The sequence below is a fragment of the Rhodovulum iodosum genome (genome assembly GCF_041020385.1).
Taxonomy (GTDB): domain Bacteria; phylum Pseudomonadota; class Alphaproteobacteria; order Rhodobacterales; family Rhodobacteraceae; genus Rhodovulum; species Rhodovulum iodosum.
The window spans coordinates 430,259-453,099 of sequence record NZ_JBEHHI010000003.1 but is presented as its reverse complement, the minus strand read 5'-3'; the positions used below and the strand labels follow the sequence as shown (position 1 = coordinate 453,099).

26 protein-coding genes are annotated in these 22,841 nt (G+C 67.4%); 9 read left to right on the top strand and 17 right to left on the bottom strand.

The features are described from left to right. Positions 1–9: 9 nt before the first annotated feature. The 3 genes from Ga0609869_RS16265 to pufB form a co-directional block, all read right to left on the bottom strand. Complete coding sequence (locus Ga0609869_RS16265; protein WP_125404548.1) at positions 10–1,410, bottom strand: PucC family protein; 1,401 nt, start codon at positions 1,408–1,410, stop codon at positions 10–12. Positions 1,411–1,623: 213 nt separating this feature from the next. Beyond that, the gene (locus Ga0609869_RS16260; protein ID WP_125404550.1) at positions 1,624–1,824 is read right to left on the bottom strand and encodes a light-harvesting protein; all 201 of its coding nucleotides are present in this window, start codon (positions 1,822–1,824) and stop codon (positions 1,624–1,626) included. A gap of 16 nt (positions 1,825–1,840) precedes the next feature. Further along, positions 1,841–1,996, bottom strand: coding sequence for a light-harvesting antenna LH1, beta subunit (pufB, locus tag Ga0609869_RS16255; RefSeq protein ID WP_125404552.1), 156 nt, complete (start codon positions 1,994–1,996; stop codon positions 1,841–1,843). Positions 1,997–2,629: 633 nt separating this feature from the next. Between pufB and Ga0609869_RS16250 the strand changes: the two genes are divergently transcribed. After that, on the top strand, positions 2,630–2,923 hold the full coding sequence (locus Ga0609869_RS16250; protein ID WP_125404554.1) for a hypothetical protein: 294 nt from the start codon (positions 2,630–2,632) through the stop codon (positions 2,921–2,923). Between the two features lie 334 nt (positions 2,924–3,257). Here the strand turns inward: Ga0609869_RS16250 and Ga0609869_RS16245 are convergent, their stop codons facing one another. The 10 genes from Ga0609869_RS16245 to Ga0609869_RS16200 are packed head-to-tail and all read right to left on the bottom strand — an operon-like array spanning position 3,258 to position 13,057. Beyond that, on the bottom strand, positions 3,258–4,343 hold the full coding sequence (locus Ga0609869_RS16245; protein WP_125404556.1) for a Zn-dependent alcohol dehydrogenase: 1,086 nt from the start codon (positions 4,341–4,343) through the stop codon (positions 3,258–3,260). A gap of 39 nt (positions 4,344–4,382) precedes the next feature. Beyond that, on the bottom strand, positions 4,383–5,603 hold the full coding sequence (locus tag Ga0609869_RS16240; RefSeq protein ID WP_125404558.1) for a TCR/Tet family MFS transporter: 1,221 nt from the start codon (positions 5,601–5,603) through the stop codon (positions 4,383–4,385). Between the two features lie 55 nt (positions 5,604–5,658). Then, a complete protein-coding gene (locus Ga0609869_RS16235) occupies positions 5,659–6,987 on the bottom strand; it encodes a lyase family protein (RefSeq protein ID WP_125404560.1) in 1,329 nt (442 codons plus the stop codon). Further along, positions 6,987–7,817: a 3-oxoadipate:acetyl-CoA acetyltransferase gene (locus Ga0609869_RS16230; protein WP_125404561.1), complete on the bottom strand. Its 831-nt coding sequence runs from the start codon at positions 7,815–7,817 to the stop codon at positions 6,987–6,989. The genes Ga0609869_RS16235 and Ga0609869_RS16230 overlap by 1 nt, the downstream gene beginning before the upstream one ends. Then, positions 7,814–8,539, bottom strand: coding sequence for an alpha/beta fold hydrolase (locus Ga0609869_RS16225; protein WP_125404563.1), 726 nt, complete (start codon positions 8,537–8,539; stop codon positions 7,814–7,816). The genes Ga0609869_RS16230 and Ga0609869_RS16225 overlap by 4 nt, the downstream gene beginning before the upstream one ends. Continuing rightward, a complete protein-coding gene (pcaD, locus tag Ga0609869_RS16220) occupies positions 8,532–9,320 on the bottom strand; it encodes a 3-oxoadipate enol-lactonase (protein WP_125404565.1) in 789 nt (262 codons plus the stop codon). Before pcaD ends, Ga0609869_RS16225 begins: the two co-directional genes overlap by 8 nt. 56 nt (positions 9,321–9,376) lie before the next feature. Then, complete coding sequence (locus tag Ga0609869_RS16215) at positions 9,377–10,564, bottom strand: endonuclease/exonuclease/phosphatase family protein (protein ID WP_125404567.1); 1,188 nt, start codon at positions 10,562–10,564, stop codon at positions 9,377–9,379. Continuing rightward, entirely contained in the window at positions 10,561–11,541 is a 981-nt protein-coding gene (locus Ga0609869_RS16210; RefSeq protein WP_125404569.1) for a threonine ammonia-lyase, read from the bottom strand. Before Ga0609869_RS16210 ends, Ga0609869_RS16215 begins: the two co-directional genes overlap by 4 nt. Continuing rightward, positions 11,526–12,368, bottom strand: a complete 843-nt coding sequence (locus Ga0609869_RS16205) for an alpha/beta fold hydrolase (RefSeq protein ID WP_125404571.1) — start codon at positions 12,366–12,368, stop codon at positions 11,526–11,528. Before Ga0609869_RS16205 ends, Ga0609869_RS16210 begins: the two co-directional genes overlap by 16 nt. A 2-nt stretch (positions 12,369–12,370) precedes the next feature. Further along, positions 12,371–13,057 (bottom strand): haloacid dehalogenase type II, encoded by a 687-nt coding sequence (locus Ga0609869_RS16200; protein ID WP_125404573.1) that lies wholly within the window; start codon positions 13,055–13,057, stop codon positions 12,371–12,373. A 192-nt stretch (positions 13,058–13,249) separates the two neighbouring features. Between Ga0609869_RS16200 and Ga0609869_RS16195 the strand changes: the two genes are divergently transcribed. The 3 genes from Ga0609869_RS16195 (at position 13,250) to Ga0609869_RS16185 (ending at position 14,646) form a co-directional block, all read left to right on the top strand. Then, entirely contained in the window at positions 13,250–13,678 is a 429-nt protein-coding gene (locus Ga0609869_RS16195) for an FKBP-type peptidyl-prolyl cis-trans isomerase (protein ID WP_125404575.1), read from the top strand. Positions 13,679–13,747: 69 nt separating this feature from the next. Then, the gene (locus Ga0609869_RS16190) at positions 13,748–14,341 is read left to right on the top strand and encodes a hypothetical protein (protein WP_125404577.1); all 594 of its coding nucleotides are present in this window, start codon (positions 13,748–13,750) and stop codon (positions 14,339–14,341) included. Positions 14,342–14,457: 116 nt separating this feature from the next. Further along, complete coding sequence (locus Ga0609869_RS16185) at positions 14,458–14,646, top strand: hypothetical protein (protein ID WP_148102862.1); 189 nt, start codon at positions 14,458–14,460, stop codon at positions 14,644–14,646. 287 nt (positions 14,647–14,933) lie between these two features. Here the strand turns inward: Ga0609869_RS16185 and Ga0609869_RS16180 are convergent, their stop codons facing one another. The 3 genes from Ga0609869_RS16180 to fabA are packed head-to-tail and all read right to left on the bottom strand — an operon-like array spanning position 14,934 to position 17,490. Beyond that, on the bottom strand, positions 14,934–15,722 hold the full coding sequence (locus Ga0609869_RS16180) for an enoyl-ACP reductase FabI (RefSeq protein ID WP_125404581.1): 789 nt from the start codon (positions 15,720–15,722) through the stop codon (positions 14,934–14,936). Between the two features lie 6 nt (positions 15,723–15,728). Continuing rightward, positions 15,729–16,958 carry a beta-ketoacyl-ACP synthase I gene (fabB, locus tag Ga0609869_RS16175; protein ID WP_125404583.1) on the bottom strand — a complete coding sequence of 410 codons (1,230 nt, stop codon included), beginning with the start codon at positions 16,956–16,958 and terminating at the stop codon, positions 15,729–15,731. 22 nt (positions 16,959–16,980) lie between these two features. Continuing rightward, entirely contained in the window at positions 16,981–17,490 is a 510-nt protein-coding gene (fabA, locus tag Ga0609869_RS16170) for a bifunctional 3-hydroxydecanoyl-ACP dehydratase/trans-2-decenoyl-ACP isomerase (protein ID WP_125404585.1), read from the bottom strand. 158 nt (positions 17,491–17,648) lie between these two features. Here fabA and irrA point away from each other — a divergent pair, with 158 nt between their 5' ends. Then, positions 17,649–18,089, top strand: a complete 441-nt coding sequence (gene irrA / locus Ga0609869_RS16165; RefSeq protein WP_125404586.1) for an iron response transcriptional regulator IrrA — start codon at positions 17,649–17,651, stop codon at positions 18,087–18,089. A 36-nt stretch (positions 18,090–18,125) separates the two neighbouring features. Here the strand turns inward: irrA and Ga0609869_RS16160 are convergent, their stop codons facing one another. Continuing rightward, positions 18,126–19,007: a hypothetical protein gene (locus tag Ga0609869_RS16160; protein ID WP_125404588.1), complete on the bottom strand. Its 882-nt coding sequence runs from the start codon at positions 19,005–19,007 to the stop codon at positions 18,126–18,128. A 121-nt stretch (positions 19,008–19,128) separates the two neighbouring features. Between Ga0609869_RS16160 and miaB the strand changes: the two genes are divergently transcribed. The 4 genes from miaB to Ga0609869_RS16140 all read left to right on the top strand — a co-directional run bounded on the left by miaB (position 19,129) and on the right by Ga0609869_RS16140 (position 22,805). Beyond that, positions 19,129–20,454, top strand: coding sequence for a tRNA (N6-isopentenyl adenosine(37)-C2)-methylthiotransferase MiaB (gene miaB / locus Ga0609869_RS16155; RefSeq protein WP_125404590.1), 1,326 nt, complete (start codon positions 19,129–19,131; stop codon positions 20,452–20,454). 288 nt (positions 20,455–20,742) lie between these two features. Then, the gene (locus tag Ga0609869_RS16150) at positions 20,743–21,246 is read left to right on the top strand and encodes an OmpA family protein (RefSeq protein WP_125404782.1); all 504 of its coding nucleotides are present in this window, start codon (positions 20,743–20,745) and stop codon (positions 21,244–21,246) included. A 13-nt stretch (positions 21,247–21,259) separates the two neighbouring features. Then, entirely contained in the window at positions 21,260–21,559 is a 300-nt protein-coding gene (locus Ga0609869_RS16145; RefSeq protein WP_125404592.1) for a hypothetical protein, read from the top strand. Between the two features lie 229 nt (positions 21,560–21,788). Next, positions 21,789–22,805 carry a PhoH family protein gene (locus Ga0609869_RS16140; protein ID WP_125404593.1) on the top strand — a complete coding sequence of 339 codons (1,017 nt, stop codon included), beginning with the start codon at positions 21,789–21,791 and terminating at the stop codon, positions 22,803–22,805. Positions 22,806–22,841 lie beyond the last annotated feature (36 nt).

Sequence of the window (22,841 nt, the reverse complement as noted above, 5' to 3'; positions counted from 1 at the left end):
AGGCCCGCGTCAGGTCGGTCGTTCTCCGCCGCCCAGCACCTTGGGCGCGACCAGTGGCCAGACAGTGACGAGGGTTGCGGCCAGTAGCATGAATTCCAGCGTGTAGACGAAGAAGTAAGGCGTCGCCGCGCCGAAGAGGTTGCCGATGGGCAGTTGCAGGATGACATCGCGCATCACGCCGCCCAGCGCGATGCCCCCGCCCGCGGCGGTGGCCTGCACGGCGCCCCACGCGCCCAGCGCCAGGCCGACCTGTTCCTTGGGCGCGGCGCGCATCGTGCCGGTCAGCGTGCCGTGGCCGAAGAGCCCCGCGCCGAACCCGGCCAGCAGCGTGCCGAGCACGAAGATTGCGGGCGATTGCCAGGGGGCCGACATGGTGATCGCGGCAAAGGCCGGCAGGCCCACCAGCGCGCCCCAGCCGGCCATCACCATCGGGTCGGCGCCGCGGCTGAGCACACGCGATGCCAAGGCGAACCCCAGCAGACTGCCGCCGGCCAGCGTGGCCGTCAGCTTGGTCGTGGCGGCCACGCTCAGGCCCAGAACCTGCCCGCCATAGGGTTCCAGCAGCACGTCGGCCAGGCCGAAGCCCATCGTCCCCAGCCCGATCGCAACCAGCAGGCGCGTCGCCCGCGTGTCGCGGACGAACATCTTCCAGGCGTCGGTGAATTCCACGTCGTCGTCGCGCCGCATCGCCCGCGCCCGATCGCGCGATTCCATCTTCCACAGGGCGGTGACGTTCAGGATCAGCGTCATCACCGCCGCGCCCTGCACCACCTTGATCAGCTTGGCGTGGTAGAAATTTTCGAGCATCACGCCGAAGACCAGCGCGCTGACGATCATGCCGACGAGCAGCATGACATACATCAGCCCAACCACGTTGGGCTGCTGATCGCGCGGGGCAAGGTCGGTGGCCAGCGCCAGCCCGACGGTCTGCACCGTGTGCATGCCGGCGCCGACCAGCAGGAAGGACAGGCCCGCGCTGGAATAGCCCAGCCACAGCGGCGCGCCCTCGGCCGGGCCCTGGCCCGACAGAACGATCAACGCGAAGGGCATGATCGCAAAGCCGCCCCATTGCAGCAGCGTGCCCTTCCATATGTACGGCACCCGCCGCCAGCCGAGGGCGGATTTATGGGTGTCGGACTTGAACCCGATGATCGCCCGGAACGGCGCGAACAGCATCGGCAGCGAGATCATCACGCCAACCAGCGTTGCCGGCACCTCCAGCTCGACGATCATAACCCGGTTCAGCGTGCCCACCAGCAGCACCAGCGCCATGCCGACCGAGACCTGGAACAGCGACAGCCGCAGCAGGCGGCCGAGCGGCAGGGTCTCGCTGGCGGCTTCGGCAAAGGGCATATACCGAACGCCCGCCGCGGCCACTTGCTGGATGGCCATCTTGGTGAATCGAGTCATGGGATCTGCTCTCCGGGTAACGCGGCGCGTTGGCCGCCCGCCATTGCGGCCCCGGTCACGCCCGATTTCCGGTCGTGGCGCAAGATGTCGTCGGGGCGGGGAGGCTGGGCCGGCCCTCTGCAAGAGGCAAACGAAGGCCAGAGCCAATGGGCCCCGGCCTTCGCGCGATCTGTGACATGCACAGACTTATGCTTCGACGATGCCGTGGGCCGTTCAGGCCGTCGACTTTTCGGCTTGCACGTCGATCATGGCGGCCTCTTCGACCATGGCGCCGCCATTGTGGTACTCGTACATCCAGTCGGTGTTCATCACGAGAGCGACGTGAACCAGGAACGAGCTGATGGCGACGGCGGCCAGAAACACCGGCACACCGACGGTCGGGCTAACAACGAGCCAAACTTTTGCGTTATTCATAAGTCAGGTCCTTTCTTTAGCCCAGCCACGGAGTGGCAACAGCGGCGAGGAAGTGCGCCAGCAGAGCGATCGCACCGAACACGCGGGTGCCATCGATAAGCTGCTTATGGACTTCTTCAGCTTCGGCAAGCGTCAGGCCGGTCGGCCAGACTTTGTCAGGATCGTCAGACATGTTGTCGTCTCCCCAATATGGTTTTCGACTTTGATCGTGCAAACCCTGCACGCGGGCGTCGACAAAGCGAGCCTGGAAACGAAGCGCCTAGGGCGCCCGGACCGCAGACCCGGCATCGTCACCAGTCAAAGATGTCACAAGAAGTTGACGAAGGCAATGTCAGGCAAACGTTACACCGGCAAAAATCATGCGACATTTCGATCCGGCGATGGGCCGGTCGGTGGGGCTGAGGCGGCTGTTTTCTCTTTAATTTTTGGTTCGGCGCGATCGGTGGGCGGCAAAGGCGCGCAGGGCGGGCGGGGGCATATGTGCAGCCCGCCTTTCCGCTGCACAGCAGAATCGCGCGCGCCTGCGGGCCGGACGCACCGCCGCCCGGGCGAATCCGTCCGGGCAGGCCCGGCTGCCGCTCTGTGGCAAGCTGACGCAAGCGGATCGGGGGTGCGCCGAAACCGGGCGTTTCCGCGACATCCGCGCGCCGCGCGCGCCATGTGCGACGAGGCTTCCTCTTGAAATGCGGCGGGAAATATGAGGCCTTGCGCACACGACGATGTGAATTCGCCGTTCGATCCGCTCCGGCAACGACCGAGATACGGGGCCACGACCGTGCGCATGCAATAGCCCTAAGGAGGACTCATGACCAATTATCCCTGGGACAACTACCCGAAACTCACCACGAAAAGCACCATCATGACCGATGTGGACTTCGCCAGCACGAGCTCGACTCCGTTCTCCGACATGTTCGGCTGGGCGCTGCTGTCGGACCGCAAGCCGAAAGTGGACCTGATGACCGAAGAGCCGACCCCGTTGTCGGCCCGCTTCGGCTGGGACGTCCTGTCCGACCGCAAGCCGAGCGTCGAGCTGATGACCGACAACCCCACGCCCCTGTCCAGGCAGATGGGCTGGGAACTGCTGGCCGAGGATAAGTAAGCGAAGGCCGGGCGACGGGCGCCGTCGCCAGGGCGGTACGGCCCGCGCGGCGGCCTGTCGGTCGCCGTGGGGCCAACGACTGGCAAGCGCCGGAAACGGTGCGCGTGTCTGTCGTTTCAGCGCGAAAGCCATCTGAAACCGGGGGCAGGGGCTTTCGCCGACAGGCTTGTGCCGCCCATTGTCGCTGTGCAGCGGGTGATCCCTGCGACGGCCGTCCGCTGGGGCGGCCGTTTGCCATTTGCAGCCAGGCCGCGCCGCGCGGCGCCTCGGTGACCTCGCTCACTCATCCCGCCGACAGCCAGTGGTCTGACGAAGCGCCCGAAGGTGGCCGGCGTTACCGAAAGACGATCACGTTGCGCCGGGCGGCGCCGGATTTGGTGTCGGCGATCGCCTCGTTGATCTGGTCGAGGCTCCAGCGCCCCGAAACCAGTTCGTCGAGTTTAAGCCGCCCCTGGCGGTAGAGGTCGACGATCCACGGGATGTCGCGGGTCAGGACCGTGTCGCCCATCATCGAGCCGGTCATCGTCTGCCCGGTGCGCGCCAGGATGAAGGGTTCGTAGGCGGCCGTCTGCCCCGAATGGGGCATTCCCACCGCCACCATTCGCCCGCCCGGCGCCAGGTAGCGCGGTGCGGTCTGGTAGGCCGGCGCGGCGCCCACGGTGACCAGCACCGCGTCGGCCGCCCGGCCCGCGGCGCGCGCCGCCGCCCGCCACGGCTTGGGATCGGTCGCCAGCACCCCGTCGGTCGCGCCGAACGCCCGCGCCACGGCGAGCTTTTCCTCGCTTATGTCCACTGCGATCACCCGTGCGGCCCCGGCCAGCCGTGCGCCCTGGATCGCGTTCAGCCCCACGCCGCCCGCACCGATCACCACCGCCACCTCGCCGGGGCGGATGCGCGCGGTGTTGACCGCGGCGCCCAGCCCGGTGATCACCCCGCAGGAGATCAGGCAGGCCGCGTCGAGGGCCATGTCGTCGGGCAGCACCGCGCATTGGCTGACATCGACCACCACGCGCTCGGCGAAGGCGCCGCAATCGAGGCCCTGCAGGATCGGGCTGCCGTCGGCGGCCGAGAGCGGCCCGGCCTCTTCGTCGGTCCTGGTGATGCAAAGCACGGGCTTGCCGGAGGCGCAGCTCACGCAATGGCCGCAGGCCCGGATCAGCGTCACCAGCACGGCATCGCCCGGCGCGACCCCTTGCACGCCGGGGCCCACGCTGGCCACGTGGCCGGCGGCTTCGTGCCCGTAGACGGCGGGCAGCATTCCGCCCCAGGCGCCCTCGGCGAGCGAGATGTCGGAATGGCAGACCGCGCAGGCTGCCAACTCGACCTCCACCTCGCCGGGGCCGGGCGCGCGCAATCGCACCTCCTCGACGTTGAGCGGTGCGTTGAAGGCGTGGCAGACGGCGGCGCGGATGGTTTGCATGGGTGGGTTCCCTCGGGGTCGCTAGGGGCAGGCTGTGGTTCAGGCCGGGCGCCGGGCGCGCGGTCGGGCGGCGAAGACCATGCCGCAGACGACCATCACGGCCGCCGACAGCACGAAGGGCGCCCCGGGCATCGTGACGGGCGCGGCGGGCTGGCTGAAGGCATAAAAGATCTGCGTCATCACCAGCGGCGAGACGATCATCGCCACCGAACGAAGCGAACTGACCGTGCCCTGCAACTCGCCCTGCTGGTTGTCGCCTGCCGCTTTCGACATGATCGCCAGAAGGGCGGGGGTGACGACGGCGCCCAGGGCGATCATCGGGGTCAAGACCAGCACGGCAGTGCCGTTTTCGATCAGCGCGATGGCGACGAAGGCCGCAAAATTGTAACCCAGCCCGTACCATACGGTGTTGCGCTCGCCCAGCACGCGCAGGATGACCCGGATCAGCCCGCCCTGCACGGCGGCCACGCCCACGCCGAACATCGCAAGCGAAATGCCGATGGTGCCCGGCGACCAGCCAAAGCGGTACTGGGTGAAATAGGCCCAGATCGCCGGGTAGATGAACATGGCGAATTCGTAGAGGAAGAACAGCAACAAGAGCGGCCGGACGCCCGGCAGGTCGCCCATCGCGCGGAAGGCGCCCAGCGGGTTGGCGCGGCGCCAGTCGAACGGGCGGCGGATGCGGTCGGTCACCGTTTCGGGCAGGACGAAATAGCCGAAGACCAGATTCGCGGCGGCGAGCGCCGCGGCGGCCCAGAACGGCGCCCGCGGCCCCAGCTCGCCCAGAAACCCGCCGATCAGCGGCCCGATCACGAAGCCAACGCCGAATGACGCCCCGACGAGGCCAAAACGCGCGGCCTTCTGCTCGGGGCGCGAGATGTCGGCGATGAAGGCGCTGGCGGTCGACTGGGTCGAGGCGGTGACGCCCCCCACGATCCGTGCCGCCAGGAGCAGCCAGATCGAACCGGCCAAAGCCATCACGACGTAATCCAGCGCCATGGTGGCAAGCGAGATCAAAAGGACCGGCCGCCGCCCGAAACGGTCGGACAGGTTGCCGATCAGCGGCCCGCAGATGAACTGCATCACCGCGAAACAGGTCATCAGGATGCCGCCCCAAACCGCCGCGTCCGACACGTTTACGCCTTCGACGTCCCGGATCAGCTCGGGCATCACCGGCAGGATCAGCCCGATGCCCACGGCATCCAGCGCCAGCGTGATCAGGATGAATACCAGCGGCAGGCGGTGGGCGCGGTCGGTCATCGGGCGGGGTCCCGGAAGTTGGGTGCCAAAGGCTTAGCCGTGGCCTGCACCGTGTTCAAACCCCTTTCACCGCCGCGACGAAACGCGCGGCCTGCTCCGGCGCCTCGCCCATCTGCGCCTGCGGCGTGAAGAGCGCGCCCCAATCGGTGCCGGGCCAGTCGCGCGCGGCGAGCCGTGCCAGCGGCGTGCCGGTGTCGCGCGCCTCTTGCGCCAGCCCCTTGGCCTTGGCCTGGGCATCGGGGCGGGGCATCTGCCCGGCCAACGCAAAGCTCAACGCCTCGGCATAGGCCAGCCCGGTGCCGTCGTCGATATGGGCGGCCATGGCGCTTGGCTGGGGCTCGATGGCCGGGACCAGCGCCTCGGCCACGGCCAGACCGCGCGCCGCGCCCATCACGATCTGCGGCAGGCTGAGCCATTCCACCAGATACGCCGCCGCATCGCGCTGCTGGCGGTGGGCCAGCGCGCCCTGCATGTTGGCGTTGAGCCCCACGAGGTGACGCGCCAGCGCGCACAGCACCGAGGGCGCGATCGGGTTTTGCTTGTGCGGCAGGGTGGACGATCCGCCCGCGCCCGCCAGCCGCACCTCGCCCGTGTCAGACTGGGCCAGCAGTACCAGATCCTCACCGATCTTGCCGAGGCTGCCGGCAAGGCCGGTCAGCCATCCCGAGAGTTCCCCGAGGGTGTCGCGCCCGGTGTGCCACACGTCGCCGGGGTCGCTCAGCCCCAGCGCCTCGGCCAGGCCCGCACGCACCTCGGGGCCTTTCTCGCCCATCGCCGACAGCGTGCCCGCCGCGCCGAAGAGGCTGACGCGCAAGAGCCGCGGGCGCAGTTCGGCCAGCCGGTCGCGGTGGCGGATCAGCGGCCAGCCCCAGCTTGCGACCACCGCGCCGAAACTGGTGGGCGTCGCCGTCTGGCTGAGGGTCCGGGCGGCCATGGGCTGTTGCGCGTGGGCGTCGGCCAGGGCGGCCAGCGCGGCCAGAACGGCCGAAAGCCGCGTTTCGATCACCGTCAGCGCCTGGCGCAGGCGCAAGACCAGCGCGGTGTCGATGATGTCCTGGCTGGTCGCGCCCCAATGGACGTATTGCCCGTGTTCGGGCGCCTCCATCGCCTTGCGGAAGGCAGCCACCAGCGCGGGCACCGGCACCGCGCTGAGCCCGGTCTCGGGGGCCAGCCCGCCCGGGTCGACCTGCAACTCCATCGAGGCGCGGTGGATGAACGCGCCGCTGATTTCGGGGATCACGCCCATCTGCCCCTGCACCTTGGCCAGCGCCCCCTCGACCAGCAGCATGGCGCGCACTTCGGCGCTGTCGGTGAACAGCCGCCCGATCTCGGCATCGTGGAACAGGTCGCGGTAAAGCGTGCTGTCGAAGGGGCTGGTGGCCATTACGCCGCCCTGAGCCCCAGCATGTCGCGCGCCTCGGCCCAGGTTGCCACGGGGCGCTCGTATTTCTCGCAAAGCTTCACCGCGCGCTCGACCAAGGCGGCGTTCGACGGCGCCAGCGTCTCGCGGTCGAGGCGCACGTTGTCTTCCAGCCCGGTGCGCGTGTGCCCGCCCGCCGCGATGGACCATTCGTTGACCCTGATCTGGTTCGGCCCGATCCCGGCGCCGCACCATTCGGCATCGGGGGCGATGCGCTTGAGCGTCTCGATGAAGAAATCGAAGCTGGGCTTGTCCGCGGGCATGGCGTTCTTCACCCCCATCACGAACTGCACGTAAAGCGGTTTTGCGATCCGCCCGTCTTCGCTCATCCTCGCGGCCTGGAAGATGTGGCTGAGGTCGAAGGCCTCGATCTCGGGCTTCACATCGTAGCTCAGCATCTCTGAGGCCAGCCAGTCGACGAGGTCCGGCGGGTTTTCGTAGACGCGCGTGGGGAAGTTGTTGGAGCCGACCGACAGCGAGGCCATGTCGGGCCGCAAGGGCAGCATGCCGCCCCGTTCCGTGCCCGCGCCCGACCGGCCGCCGGTGGAAAGCTGCACGATCATGCCGGTGCAGTGCTTTTGGATGCCCTCCATCAGGCGGGCGAATTTCTCGGGGTCCGAGGTGGGCGTCTGGTCGTCCTTGCGCACGTGGCAATGGGCGATGGAGGCACCCGCCTCGAATGCGGCGTGCACGCTTTCCACCTGTTCGTCGATGGTGATCGGGACCGCGGGGTTGTCCTCCTTGCGGGGGACCGACCCGGTGATGGCGACGCAGATGATGCAGGGCTTGGTCATGGGGTCTCGGCGATCTTGCTCAGGATATGGGCCAGCTTTTCGGGCTGGGCGAAGAAGGGCGAGTGGCCGCACTCCATCTCGTGGATGCAGTCGGCGGGCCAATCGCGTGTCATGTCGGTCTGCGCGTCAATGGGAATCGCCCGGTCGGCCCTACAGCGGATGTAATGGCGGGGCAGGCCGGCGGGCAGGGCAGCGGCGGGCGCCGTGCTGGGCGCGGTGGGCTGCGGGGTCAGGTGTGCGCGGGCATAATCGACGGTGCCGGGGGGGCAGTCGTGGTAGAAGAGCCCCTCCAGCGCGGCTGCGTCGAAGGTCGAGGTCTTGCGGTCGGCGCTCATCACCATGGCCGACAACAGGTCGTCGCAGCCGTAGCGCGCGCGCAGGTCGCGCGCCGACTCGCCCTCGTTCGGGGCCCAGCCGGTGAGGTAGACCAGTGCCGCGATCTTTGCGGGCGCCGCGGCGGCGGCGGCGGTGACCGTGGCCCCGCCCAGCGAATGGCCGACCAGGATCACCGGCGCGTCGATGGCCGACAGCACCGCGTCGCGGCAGTCCTCCAGCGTGACCGTTTCGGGCGGCGTGGGGTCCAGCCCCGCGGCGGGCAGGTCGATGGCGTGGGCCACGTGGCCCGCCGCGGCCAGCGGGGGCAGCACGTCGCGCCAGCACCACGCCCCGTGGCAGGCGCCGTGCACCAGCAGAAAGCGCGCCATGTGCGGAGCCTCAGACATGGCCGATCTCCTTCAGGAATCCGGCCAGGACCTCGGCGTATTCGCCCGGTTTTTCCACGCAGGGCAGGTGCCCCGCGCCGCGGACCAGGTGGAATTTCGACCCCTTGATCAGCTCGGCCGTCTCGCGCACCAGATCGGGCGGGGTCGAGCCGTCTTCGGTGCCCGCGATCGCCAGCGTGGGCAGGCCCAGGCCCGAGGTCGGCGTGTAGAGGTCGGTGCCCGAGATCGCCGCGCAGCAGCCAAGGTAGCCCTCGACCGGCTGCCGGGCCAGCATGTTGCGCCAAAGCTCGCAGTCGGGGCTTTCGCGGAACGGGCGCGAGAACCAGCGCTCCATGGTGGGCTCGACGATGGAGGGCAACCCGTTCTGGCGGATCGCCGCCATCCGGCCCTCCCACAACTCGACGGTGCCGATCTTGGCCGCGGTGTTCGACAGCACCAGCCCGCGCACCAGGTCCAGCCGCTTGACCGCCAGCCCCTGGGCGATCATCCCGCCGATGGAAAGCCCGACGAAGGTGCATTCGGCGACGCCGAGAAAATCGAGCAGCCGCTCGGCATCGCGCACCAGCGCGCCCATCGCATAGGGCCCCTCGGGGCAGGACGACAACCCATGGCCGCGCTTGTCATAGCGGATCAGGCGCAAGCCCGCGGGCATCAGGGCCACGACCTCGTCCCAGAGGCGCAAATCGCAGCCCAGCGAGTTGGCGAAAACCACCGCAGGCCCGTCCGGGTCGCCGTCCTCGCGGTAGTGCAGCGCCACGTCGCCCAGGTCTGCTATCTTCATGGTCTTCACCCTCGTCCTTCGGCGGCGAAGATGACGCCCGCCCCGGGGCCTGTCAATCAGACCAGCCGAAGATGGGCCATGATCTGGCCGTGGTCCGACGCAAGCTTGTTATAGGGCGCCTCGGGGTGGATGCCGTCGGTGATGTGGTCGTTGAAGACCGAGAAATAGTCCATCTCGGCGATGTGCCCGTCCCAGTCGGGGTGGAAGTGGCGCGACATCAGGATCGCGTCGATCGACTCGAACACGCCGCCAAAGGCCGAGGTGTAGACCATGTCGCGCAACGACTTGCGCACGAACAGTTTTTCGGCCGAGTGCAGCCGCACGCGCTCGACGCTTTCGCGAATTTGCGCGGCCTCCTGGTCGCTATACCGGTCGTCGGGGGCGGTGGCGTCGTGGCGGCGCATCCAGGCGTAATTGACGAAGGGCGTCTCGCCGGACACGATCTCGGTCGTCACCGAATGCTCGTTGTCGTTCATGTCGCCCAGCACGATCACCGGGCGGCCCTTGTCCAGCTCGGCCAGCACCTCGCGGCGCAGGACCCAGGCCTCGGCCATGCGCCGGAGCGCGGCCCTAAGAAAGCCCATCGCCCGGCCTTCGGCATGGTATCTCAGCAGATCCACCTCGGGCGAGAACCGCGCGCCCTGGGGGCGGACGAATTCGCCCAGCTTGGATTTCAGATGCGCGTTGAAGACGGTGACGACCGTGTCGCCCACCGGCACCCGGACCTTGAGGATGGGCCGCGACAGGCGCTTGATCTGGTAGCTGCCCGCATCGCCCCCGCCGAGATGGTGAAACGGGACGTCGACCGGCGGGTCGAGCAGCTGGATGACCTCGGGCTCGCCGGCAAAGCCGAAGCGCGAAAGCGTGGCCAGGCCCGGTCGCCGCTCGCCGGGGCCGGCATCGGCGATGTTGGGCGCAAAGGCCAGTTCGGCGCCGTCATAGGGGGCGTATTCCAGCTTGCGAAAGATCGCCTTCTTGGCATAGCCCGCGCGCTTGCCCGGCAGGCTGGCCGCGTTCGAGGCGCGGCCGCGGTCGTCGGCGCCCTTGATGACATCGCTCAGCGCCTCTTCCTCGAAGATCTCCTGAAAGCCGACGATGTCGGGGTTCATCGCAGTCAGCTGGCTGGCCAGCCAGTCTTCCTTCCAGGCGTATTCCTCTTGGGTGTATTGTTCGAAACGGTAATATTCGCGGCCCGGCCCGATCAGGTTTTTCACGTTGAAGGTCGCAATCGTGAAACCCGTCATGGCCCGTCTCCGTACCGTTCCAGCGCCATGCGGAACATGCCCGCATCGACATTGCCGCCCGAGGCGACGGCGATCACGTCATCGCCATTGATCGCGGCGGGATGATAGAGCGCGGCGGCCAGCGCCACCGCGCCCCCCGGTTCCAGCACCAGTTTCAGCCGTGAAAAGGCGGCTTCCATGGCGCGCAGCGCCTCGTCCTCGGTGACCACGAGGCCGGCGCCGCAGAGCCGCGACATGATCGGGAAGGTCAGCTTGCCCGGGCTCGGCGTCAGGATCGCATCGCAGAGCGAGCCCGCGGTGGCGGCGTTGCGTTCGATCCGCCCCGAGGCGAGCGACCGCGCGGCGTCGTCAAAGCCTTCGGGCTCGACCGGGCGCACGGTCAGGCCCGGCGCGCGGGCCTCCAGCGCCAGGGCCACCCCTGCCGTCAGCCCGCCGCCGCCGCAGGGCACCAGCACCTCGGCGCGCGCCACCCCCGCCTCGGCGGCCTGTGCGGCGATTTCCAAGCCGGCAGTGCCCTGGCCCGCGATCACGTCGGCCATGTCGAAGGGCATGACCGGGGTCAGCCCCCGTTCGGCGGCGATCTTGCCGCCGATGGCGTCGCGGTCGTCGGTCGCGCGGTCGTAGATCACCACCTCGGCGCCCATCGCGCGGGTGTTGGCAAGCTTCAGCCGGGGCGCGTCGGCCGGCATAACGATCACCGCCGGCACCCCCATGATCTGCGCCGCCCGCGCCACGCCCTGCGCATGGTTGCCAGAGGAATAGGCGATCACGCCGCGGTTCCGCGCCTCGCGGGGCAGGGCCGACAGCGCCGACCAGCCGCCGCGGAACTTGAAGCTGCCGGTGTGTTGCAGGCATTCGGCCTTGACCCAGACCCGCCGGCCGGCGATCTCGTCGAGAAAGGGCGACGACAGCAGCGGGGTGACCCGCGCCCGCCCGGCCAGCCGCCCGGCGGCGGCCTCGATCAATGCGATCCGCATGGCAGGCGGTCCAGAAAGGCCGAAAGCGCGGCCAGCGACTCGGGCTCGTCCAGAAAGGGCACATGGCCCCGGTCGGGCACCTCGGCGGCGATCATGTCGGGGCGGCGGCGCTGCATCTCGTGCAGGGTCTCGGCCGAGAGGATGTCGGAATTGACCCCCCGGATCACCGCCAGGGGCAGCCCGTCCAGCGCATCGAAAAGCGGCCAGAGATCGGGCATCGCGTCGGTGGCCGATGCCTCGGCCACCGCGTGGCGCAGATTGGGGTCGTAACGCAGCGCCAGCCCGTCGGGCGCCTCGTCCCACAGCCGGGTGGCGTAGGTGCGCCAGGTTTCGCGGCTGACGCCGGGAAAGCGCCTTGCCATCTTGGTGACAAGCTGGTCGGCGGCGTCGTCGAAATCGGCATAGCCCGGCCGCTTGCCCAGGTAGCTCATGATATAGCCCAGCCCCGCCGGGTCGATCATGGGGCCGATATCGTTGAGGCAGACACCCGTCAGCCTCTGCTTGTGGCCCACGGCCAGCGTCATCGCGATCAGCCCGCCCCGTGAGGTGCCCAGGATCGCCACCTTCGCCAGCCCAAGATGGTCGAGCAGGTCGAGCACGTCGCGCCCTTCGCAAAGCAGGCTGTAGTTCATGAAGTCGGGATCGTGGTCCGACCCGCCGCGCCCGCGGCTGTCCAGCCGGATAATCCGCGCGCGATCCGCGAAATGCTCGATCACCGGTTCGAAATCGTCCATGTTCCGCGTGAGCCCCGCTAGGCACAACAGCGGCGGGCCCGACCCGGCGACGTCATAGGCGAGCCGAAGCCCGTCACGAGACCTGAAATGCATGCCTACAGCCTTTGCGCCAGCTCCGGGATGGGTCCGAGATCGTCCAGCCGGTGCGGCGGAACCCAGGGCAGCCGGTCGACGGGCGCGCCGGCGCGGTTGACCCACGCGGTGGTAAAGCCATAGCCGGCAGCGGCCGCCGCGTCCCAGCCGTTGGACGAGACGAACAGCACCTGATCGGGCGTGCAGCCGAAACGCGCGCCCACCAGGTCGTAGACGCTGGGGTGGGGCTTGAACACGCCGACGCTTTCCACCGACAGCACATCGTCGAGCAATGCGCCGATGCCGGCCGAGGTTACCGCGTCGTCCAGCATGCCCGGCGACCCGTTCGACAGGATCGCCGTCTCCTTGCCCGCCTGTTTCAGGGCCGACAGCACCTCGGGGACCTCCGGGTAGGCCGAAAGCGCCCGGTAGAGGGCCAGCAGCCGGGCCCGCAGGCCGGCGTCGTCCAGCCCTGCGGCCTCCATCGCCCAGTCCAGGCCGTCCTGCGTGACCTGCCAGAAATCGGCATGCGCCCCGGTGATCGCCCTGAGCCAGGTGTATTGCAGCTGCTTGTCGCGCCAGTCGGCGGCCAGCCGCGGCCAAAGCTCGGCCAGGGCCTCGTTGCCGGGTTCGGCTGCGGCCTCGCGCGCCGCGGCCGCGACATCGAAAAGCGTGCCGTAGGCGTCGAAAACGCAGGTCGTGATCGTCATGCCGTCCTCCCTCGGCGGCGAGAGTGGCACAGGCGGGGCGGTGGGGGAAGGGCTGACGCGGTCGCTAGGGCCGCCGGGGCCGGGGGGTTTACATCAGGAACGCGCGGTTTAGGCTATTGCCACGTTTAGAGTACCTGCGCGAACGGCGCGCGGCCTCTGCAAACCCATCCCTCAGCATGAAAGAGAGACCCAATGGCGGAAGTCAAACAGGGCGATACTGTCCGTATCCATTACACTGGCACGCTGGCCGACGGCAGCACCTTCGACAGCTCCGAGGGGCGTGACCCGCTCGAATTCACCGTGGGCTCGGGCCAGATCATCCCCGGCCTCGACAAGGCCCTGCCGGGCATGAACGAGGGCGAGAAGAAAACCGTCGAGATCGCCTGCGCCGAGGCCTATGGCGAGCCCAACCCCGAAGCCACCCAGGCCGTGCCCCGCGAACAGGTGCCCGAAAACATCCCGCTGGAAATCGGCACCCGCCTGCAATTGCAGACCCCGCAGGGCCAGGTGATGCCGGTGACCGTGGCCGAGGTGACCGAGGAACAGGTCGTGCTGGACGCCAATCACCCGCTGGCGGGCGAGGACCTGACCTTCGCGATCGAGCTTGTAGCGATCGTCTGATATCCCCGCTACCGTGGCGCGACCGCGGCGGGCCCCGTCCGCCGGGGTCCGGGCCACGGAGGGAACGCCATGACAAGTGCGGTCGAGCGGATGCTCGCGCGGGTGCGCGAGTTGCAGCAGAGCCTTCAGGACGAGCTCGAGGAAAAGCGCGACGAGTTCCGCTACCGCATCGACGGGGGCCGAGTGCGCTTCGAGGGCGAGGCGCTCAGGCGCCACCGCGAACTGCGCGTCACCGTCCTGAGCTGGCTGAAACGCCCGCGCCCGCTCGTCATCCTGACCGCGCCGATCATCTACGGGCTGATCCTGCCGCTGGCGCTGCTCGACCTGTTCGTATGGGCCTACCAGGCGGTGTGCTTTCCGGTCTACGGTATCGCCAAGGTGCGCCGCGGCGAGTACGTCTTCATCGACCGCCATCAGCTGGCCTATCTGAACGGGCTGCAAAAGCTCAACTGCCTCTATTGCGGCTACGCCAACGGGCTGATCGCCTGGGTCCGCGAGGTCGCCGCCCGCACCGAGCAATACTGGTGCCCGATCAAGCATTCCCGCCGCGTCGCCGAGCCCCACGCGCTTTACGGAGGCTTCGTCGATTTCGGCGATGCGGAGGGGTTCCACGCACGCCAGGGGGCGCTCAGGTCGGATCTGCGGCGGGTGAAGGGTCGGTAAGGGCCTGCGATAAGGGGCCCGGGCGCGCGAAGCGCGCATTCGCCGATGAATCGTCGCCAGAATTGGAATATAATCGAAACGTCGCAGCTACCGCACTGGCAGAAGGGCTGATTGCAGTGGTGAACCTCAAATTCAAACGAAGAGAACTTCAGGGTGTGAATGGTGCGGTCGGGCTCGTCGCCGGATTGGCCGGCTATGTCGGCCATCTCTATTCGTTCTCTCTGGCCACGTTCCTCATGCTTGCCATCTGGATCGTCGGGGCAACGCTGGTCAACCTGCTGACCGATCCGCCTGAAAAAGGTTAGAAGCCGGTGCTCCGGGGGTGCCGTTCGGTCGGCTTGGCGGACGGAGCGGACACTCGTATCGTGGCGTCGCAGGGGGCTCTGCCCCCCGTCCTTCGGACTCCCCCCGGGATATTTGGGGCCAGAAGAAACCGCTGCCTGCTTCTTCTTGGTCCAAATACCCATTCGGTCGCCATCGGTCCGAGTGACATTGGCGACGGGGCAAAGCCCCCGACGGGTCGCGTTGCGAAGCACCGCGAAACCTATGGTCGCAAAGGGCTCCCTTCGATCCTCGGGCTTCAGACAGGCGCTCAGATATTCTCGAACCGCGGCATCCCCAGCACGTGGTACCCGCCATCCACGGTGATGATCTCGCCCGTGGTGCAGGCGCCGTGGTCGGAGGCCAGGTAGACAGCCGTGCCGCCGATGCAGTCCAGCGTCGCGTTCTGGCGAAGCGGCGCGTTCATTTCCGTGTGGCGGAAGGTCTTGCGCCCGCCGCCGATGGCCGCGCCCGCCAGCGTCTTCATCGGGCCCGGCGATATGGCGTTCACCCGGATCCCTTCGGGCCCGAGGTCGGACGCGAGGTAGCGCACGGTCGATTCCAGCGCGGCCTTGGCCACGCCCATGACGTTGTAGAACGGCGTCACCCGGTTCGAGCCCTGGTAGGTCAGCGTCAGGATCGTGCCGCCGTCGGGCATCATGGGCTGCGCCCGGCGCGCCACGTCGATCAGCGAGTAGCAGGAGATCGTCAGCGAGGTCTTGAAGTTCTCGCGGCTGGTGTTGATGAACCGGCCCGAAAGCTCGGTCTTGTCGGAATAGGCGATGGCGTGGACCACGAAATCGAGCTTGCCCCAGGCCTCCTCCAGCTTGGCGAACGCGGCGTCCAGCGCGGCGTCGTCGGTCACGTCGACATCGACCAGCAGCGACGAGCCCACGCTTTCGGCCAACGGCCCGACGCGTTTGCCGAAGTTCTCGCCCTGGTAGGAAAAGGCCAGTTCCGCGCCCTCGTCGGCCATCGCCTTGGCGATACCCCAGGCGATCGAGCGGTCGTTGGCGACGCCCATGATCAGGCCGCGCTTTCCCTTCAACAACTCAGGCATCGGGCATCATCCGTGATACTTGCTCATGACGAGCGTGGCATTTGTGCCGCCAAAGCCGAAGCTGTTGGACAGCACGCTGTCGATCTCCACGCCGTCGCGCAGCTCGGTGACGATTTCCTCGGGCCGGATTTCGGGGTCGAGTTCGGTGACGTTGGCCGAGGCCGAGATGAAACCGTTCTGCATCATGATCAACGAATAGATCGCCTCGTGCACGCCGGTGGCGCCCAGGCTGTGGCCGGTCAGCGACTTGGTCGAGGCGATGGGCGGCGTCGCGCCATCGCCGAAGACATTGCGCACCGCCTTCACCTCGGTCACGTCGCCGGCCACGGTCGAGGTGCCGTGGGCATTGATGTAGTCCACCCGGCGGTCGTTGGGCAGGGTGGCCAGCGCCAGCTTCATCGACCGTTCGCCGCCTTCGCCCGAGGGCGCGACCATGTCGTAGCCGTCCGAGGTGGCGCCGTAGCCGGTGACCTCGGCATAAATCTTCGCCCCGCGGGCCTTGGCGTGCTCCAGCTCTTCCAGCACCACCGTTCCGCCGCCGCCGGCGATGACGAACCCGTCGCGGGTGGCGTCGAACGGGCGCGAGGCCGTCTCGGGCGCGTCGTTGTATTTCGAGCTCATCGCGTTCATCGCGTCGAACAGGCACGACAGCGTCCAGTCCACCTCTTCGCCGCCGCCGGCGAAGACGATGTCCTGCTTGCCCATCTGGATCTGCTCGACCCCGTTTCCGATGCAATGGGCCGAGGTCGAACAGGCCGAGGTGATCGAGTAGTTCACGCCCTTGATCTTGAACGGCGTCGCCAGGCAGGCCGAGTTGGTCGACGACATGCAGCGCGTCACCATGAAGGGGCCCATCCGTTTCGGGCTGCCCTTTTCCTTGACGATGGAATGGGCGGTGAAGAAGTTCGAGGTCGACGGCCCGCCCGAGCCCATGATCAGTCCCGAACGCTCGTTCGAGACGTCACGCTCTTCGAGCCCGGAATCCGCGATCGCCTGTTCCATGGCGATGTAGTTATACGCGGCACCGGGCCCCATGAAGCGCAGCTGGCGCTTGTCGATCTTTTCGGCCAGGTCGATCTGCGGGATGCCCGCGACCTGGCTGCGAAAGCCGTTTTCGGCGTAGACCTCTTCAAACCGGATGCCGGACCGGCCGGCGCGCAGGGACGCCTCTACCTCTTCGGCGTTGTTGCCGATGGGCGAGACGATGCCGATGCCCGTGATGACGACGCGGCGCATGGCGCTCTCCTTTCGTGGTGGCTCAGCTTTCGGACAGGGCGACCTTCATGTCCTTGACATGATAAATGGTTTCGCCGTCGGCTTCGACCCGGCCATCGGCCACACCCATGGTGAGCCGCCGGGTCTGCACCGCCTTGGTGAAATCGACGTAATAGGTCAGCATCTTGCGGTCGGGGCGCACCATGCCGGTAAGTTTCACTTCGCCCACGCCCAGCGCATAGCCGCGCCCCTGCCAGCCGCGCCAGCCCAGGTTGAAGCCGGTCAGCTGCCACAGCCCGTCGAGGCCCAGACAGCCCGGCATGATCGGGTTGCCGGGAAAGTGGCAGGCGAAAAACCACAGGTCGGGGTGGATGTCGAACTCCGCGACCACGTGACCCTTGCCATGGGGGCCGCCATCGGCGCTGATATCGGTGATGCGGTCCATCATCAGCATGGGCGGTTCCGGCAACTGTGCGTTGCCGGGGCCGAACAGCTCCCCCCGGGCGCAGCTCAAGAGCGCATCCTTGTCGAAGCTTGTCGGATAGTCGGCCATGCCTTGCGTGTGCCCCCTTGGCAGTGTCGGAAATCGGTCTGGCATCCTCTATCACCCGGCTTCGGGCAGTGGCAATAGCGGCAGGGGGGCGCGGTAAACAGTCGCTGCAAGTGAAAATTATTTGAAATCCAGCTACCGAGCGCTCACATTGCCGCACTATGGAACAGTTGAACCTTACCCCCACCACGGCCGAGGGCGCCGAGCGCAGCGCCAAGTGGCTGGCCGAAGCCGGATTGCGCCCGACGCGTCAGCGCGTCGCGCTGGCTGCGCTCCTGATCGGCGACGGGCTGAACCGGCACGTGACCGCGGAAAGCCTGTTCGCGGCCTCCTGCGCCAGCGGCGAGAAAGTGTCGCTGGCGACCGTCTACAACACCTTGCGCGCCTTTTGCGAGGCCGGGCTGATGCAAGAGGTGATGGTCGATGGCACCAAGAGCTATTTCGACACCCGCGTCGACGACCACCCGCATTTCTTCTGGGAAGACGAGGGCGCGCTGACCGACGCCCCCGGCGACCAGCTGGAAATCACCCGCCTGCCCGATGCGCCTGAAGGGGCGGAGATCTCCAGGGTCGACGTGGTCATCCGGCTGCGCCGGATCTGATCGGCGGCGCCTCCGGCCGATGTCGGCCGGGCGCGCCTAGAACCATTGCCCCGGCTCCATCAGGCCGAGGTCCAGCAATTGCTGCGACGACCATTCGAAGGCCGTCGAATTGTGCCACTTGAAATCGCGGATGTCGAAGGTCGAGCCCGGGTTCGCCTTCAGCGCCTTGGCGGTGCGGAACGAACAGATCGCCGCCGTCAGGTTGTGATGCCAGGGGCAGGCATAGGTGTTGTATTCTTCATCGTCGAAGGTGTGATCGGGCCTCGCGGTCAGCCCCGGCTTGGCGCGGAACAGCGCGATGCGGTCGATCTTGCGCTTGCCCTTGGGGATATGCTCTTCGAACCGCCAGCGCAGCCCGCCGAAGAAATCCAGCTGGCGTTCCTTGGGATAATTGTGGTTGGCGGCATCGGGCCGGGCCAGCGCGTAATAGCCCGATTTGTCGAGCAGGGCGGTTTCCAGCGAAACGGCGCTTGGAAAGGCGCGCAGATTGCCCGCGTAGAGGTCGATCACGTAGGTCAGCATCGCATGGCGGCGTTCGTCGGTGTGAAAGGCCAGCATCTCGCCCACCGTGCGCGTCTCGCAGAACGGGTAGAACAGGTACTCGGCGTTGAAGCAGTAGTAGAACCAAACCCCCGGTGCCGCCGCGATCACCCGGTTCAGCGCCGCCGTCAGCGCGCCGTCGGCCAGCGCGTCGTACCGCACGCGGTGCACCTCCGGCCGCTCCAGGTCGCGCGGCAGTTCCAGCGCGTCGGGCGCGAAGAGCACGATCTCGCGGAAACCCAGCGACTGGTGGTGGCGGATCGTGGTATCGACCTCCACCAGATCCTCGACAAAGATCAGTGCGACCGGCCCCTTGGCCAGCGCCGCCTTGCCCCGGCCCAGAAAATCGTCCAGCCCGTCATAGGTGGTATGCTCCATCGCGCGCCTGCCGATTTTTTCTGCCCGTCCGCAAGGTCGGCCAAAGCCCGGCGCGATGCAAGCCGTTGCGGCGGATCGGCGCATTGTGTAGACCGGCGACCCTGAAGCGGGAGTGAACGCGATGACCAGCGCCAAGAAGCTTTTCATCAAGACCTATGGCTGCCAGATGAACGTCTATGACAGCGAGCGCATGGCCGAGGCGCTGGGCGGGCAGGGCTATGTGGCGACCGACCGGCCCGACGAGGCCGACATGATCTTGCTGAACACCTGCCATATCCGCGAGAAGGCGGCCGAGAAGGTCTATTCCGAGCTTGGCCGGCTCAAGGGCCTCAAGGCGGCCAATCCCGACCTCAAGATCGGGGTGGCGGGCTGCGTCGCGCAGGCCGAGGGGCAAGAGATCATGCGCCGCCAGCCGCTGGTCGACCTTGTGGTGGGCCCGCAAAGCTATCACCGCCTGCCCGAGCTCGAGGCCCGAACCCGCGCCGGCGAAACGGCGCTGGACACCGATTTTCCCGAGGAGGACAAGTTCGACCGCCTCGCCGGACGTCCCAAGGCAAAACGCGGCCCCAGCGCCTTTCTGACCGTGCAGGAGGGCTGCGACAAGTTCTGTGCCTTCTGCGTGGTTCCCTATACCCGCGGTGCCGAGGCCAGCCGACCGGCGGCCCGTGTGCTGGCCGAGGCGCGCGACCTGGTCGAGCGGGGCGTGGTGGAGATCACGCTCTTGGGCCAGAACGTGAATGCCTACCATGGCGAGGGGCCCGACGGGCGCGACTGGGGTCTGGCGCGGCTGATCCGCGAATTGGCCGAGATCGAGGGGCTCAAGCGCATCCGGTTCACCACCTCGCACCCGAACGACATGGAAGACGACCTGATCGCCGCCCATGGCGACTGCGACAAGCTGATGCCGTATCTGCACCTGCCGGTGCAGTCGGGCAGCGACCGCATCCTCAAGGCGATGAACCGCAAGCACACCGCCGAGTCGTATCTGCGGCTGGTCGAGCGCATCCGCGCCGCCCGGCCCGACGTGTTGCTTTCGGGCGATTTCATCGTCGGGTTCCCCGGCGAGACCGAGGCCGATTTCGAGGACACGATGGCGCTGGTACGCGCGGTTGGCTACGGTCAGGCCTACAGCTTCAAGTATTCGCCGCGCCCCGGCACCCCGGCGGCCGAGCGCGGCCAGGTGGACGAGGCGGCCAAGGACGACCGCCTGCAGCGGCTGCAGGCGCTGTTGAATGCCCAGCAGCAAGCGGAGCAGGCGGCGATGGTGGGCCGCACCGTGGGGGTGCTGTTCGAGAAGGCCGGCCGGATGGCGGGCCAGCTTGCCGGCAAGTCCGATCACCTGCACGCCGTTCATGTTGCGGCGGAGGGCGAGTGGCTGGGCCGCATCGCGCCTGTCAGAATCGTCGAGAGCGCCCCCAACTCTCTGCATGGCGAACTGGCCGCCTGAGCGGCGCGGCCCCGGCGAATTCGGGCGGGACCTGGCCCGGTTTCGCCCCAACGACGCGACAGTCGTCGCAAGGGCGAGGGTATTGTCAGCCAATTGGACACAATATCTGGAAATGTTTCTTCACATGACCACGAAATTTGCTAGACTTTGCCATATTCTGTGGCTGCGGTCCGGCTCGCTATTTCCCGGGTCCATAGGCCGATGCAACGCACGGAGGCCGTGGTGGAAAGCTATTTCGGTAAATTGCGCTGGGCTGCCCGTATCGCGTTGCTGGCCTGGGCGGGTGCGATGCTGGCCGGCGGCGCCGTCCAGGCGGAACAGAAGATCATCAAGGGCGAACGCTACGTGCCGACGATCTGGGTCGATCCCGACGGGTGCGAGCATTGGGTGATGGACGATGGCTGGGAGGGTTACATGACCCCCCATGTCACCCGCCAGGGCATCCCCGTCTGCCGCAGGGGCAATGTCTGCGGCGTGATGAATTCCGATCAGCTCTTCGCCACCGACAAACACAACATCTCGGCCGCCGGAAGGCAACGGCTGCGCCAGTTCTTCAACAGCGCGACCGCGCGGGCCTTCGTCATCACCGGCCATACCGACAGCCGCGCCAGCGACGAATACAATCTGGCCCTCTCGCTGCGCCGGGCCAACGCGGTGGCCAAGGTCGCCCAGAGCACCGGTGCCAAGGTCGTCGACGTGCGCGGCTATGGCGAGCGGATGCCGCGCGCCACCAACCGCACCGCGGCCGGCATGCAGCAAAACCGCCGTGTCGAAATCATCTGCATTCGCTGAAGGAGGCAGGGCGATGAAACTGATCAAGGGCCTTGCACTTCTGGCCGCCGCCGCCTCGCTGGCCGCCTGCGATGCGCCGAAAAAAGACAAGACGGTCGATAACTGGATGGATTCCAAAGATCTCAGCCAGTTGCGCGCCGGCATCTGGGTCGATCCCAACGGCTGCGACCACTGGATCATCGACGATGGCATCGAGGGCTACCTGTCGCAGCGGCTCGACAAATACGGCAAGCCGGTCTGCTCGGGCGTGGCGCCGCCCAACACGGCCGTGGGCCCCTTCAAGGCCGGCTCTCCCATCGAGGACCCGATCTGAGCAAACCTGTCTCGTGAGCGATCCGGCGTCGGGTTCTGCGCCCGGCGCCTCTGGCTTGATTCCGGCCCGCGCCGCCTGACGAACGGCGGTTTCTACCGCATGTCGGACCGAAAAGGCGGCGGGAACCGGCCTTTTTTTATCAATTCCATGAAACCTTTCAGCTATCGCTTGCGCCGGAACAAGGCTGTTGGCACCATATCTGCGCAGGCTTTAACCGACGGAGTCCTTTTTGGGCATCAGCGCTCTGACCCCCCCGCCGCCCTCCGAAGATGCGCATGAGACGCTTCTGGAGTTTTCCGACAATCGTTTGTTGATCGACCTCTGCGGCGAATTCGACCGCAACCTTGCCCAGATCGAGCACCAGTTGGACGTGCATATCCTGCGCCGCGGGAATCTCCTGGCCATTGTCGGCGACGCCGCCGCCCGCGATCAGGCGGCGATGGTGCTGCACCAGCTTTACGAGCGGCTCGAGGCCGGGCGCGAAGTCGATGCCGGCGACGTGGACGGCGCGATTCGGCTGGGGGACGCGGGCGAGGTGGGCGCCAAACGCTCGGGCGAGCAACTTGAGATGTTCCAGGGCGGCCGGATCGAGATCCACACCCGCAAGAAGCTGATCGAGCCGCGCACCGAGGCGCAAAAGGCCTATGTGGCGGCGCTCTTCGCCCATGAGATGGCCTTTGGCATCGGCCCGGCGGGCACCGGCAAGACCTATCTTGCCGTGGCCGTGGCGGTGAACATGTTCATCAACGGGCAGGTCGACCGGATCATCCTGTCGCGCCCCGCCGTCGAGGCGGGCGAGCGGCTGGGCTTTCTGCCCGGCGACATGAAGGAAAAGGTCGACCCCTACATGCAGCCGCTTTACGACGCGCTGAACGATTTTCTGCCGGGCAAGCAGCTGGCCAAGCTGATGGAAGAAAAGAAGATCGAGATCGCGCCGCTGGCCTTCATGCGGGGGCGGACGCTGTCGAACGCTTTCGTGGTGCTCGACGAGGCGCAGAACGCCACCACGATGCAGATGAAGATGTTCCTCACCCGCCTTGGCGAGGGCTCGCGCATGGTGATCACCGGCGATCGGTCCCAGGTGGACCTGCCGCGGGGCGTGGCCAGCGGCCTGGCCGATGCCGAGGGCCTGCTCAAGGGCATCGACGACATCGCGTTCACCTATTTCACCTCCAAGGACGTGGTGCGCCACCACCTGGTGGCCAAGATCATCGAGGCTTACGACGCAGCCGACGGCACGGCCTGAAAGGTGGCGACCGGACGTTTCGACAATACTCCTGGC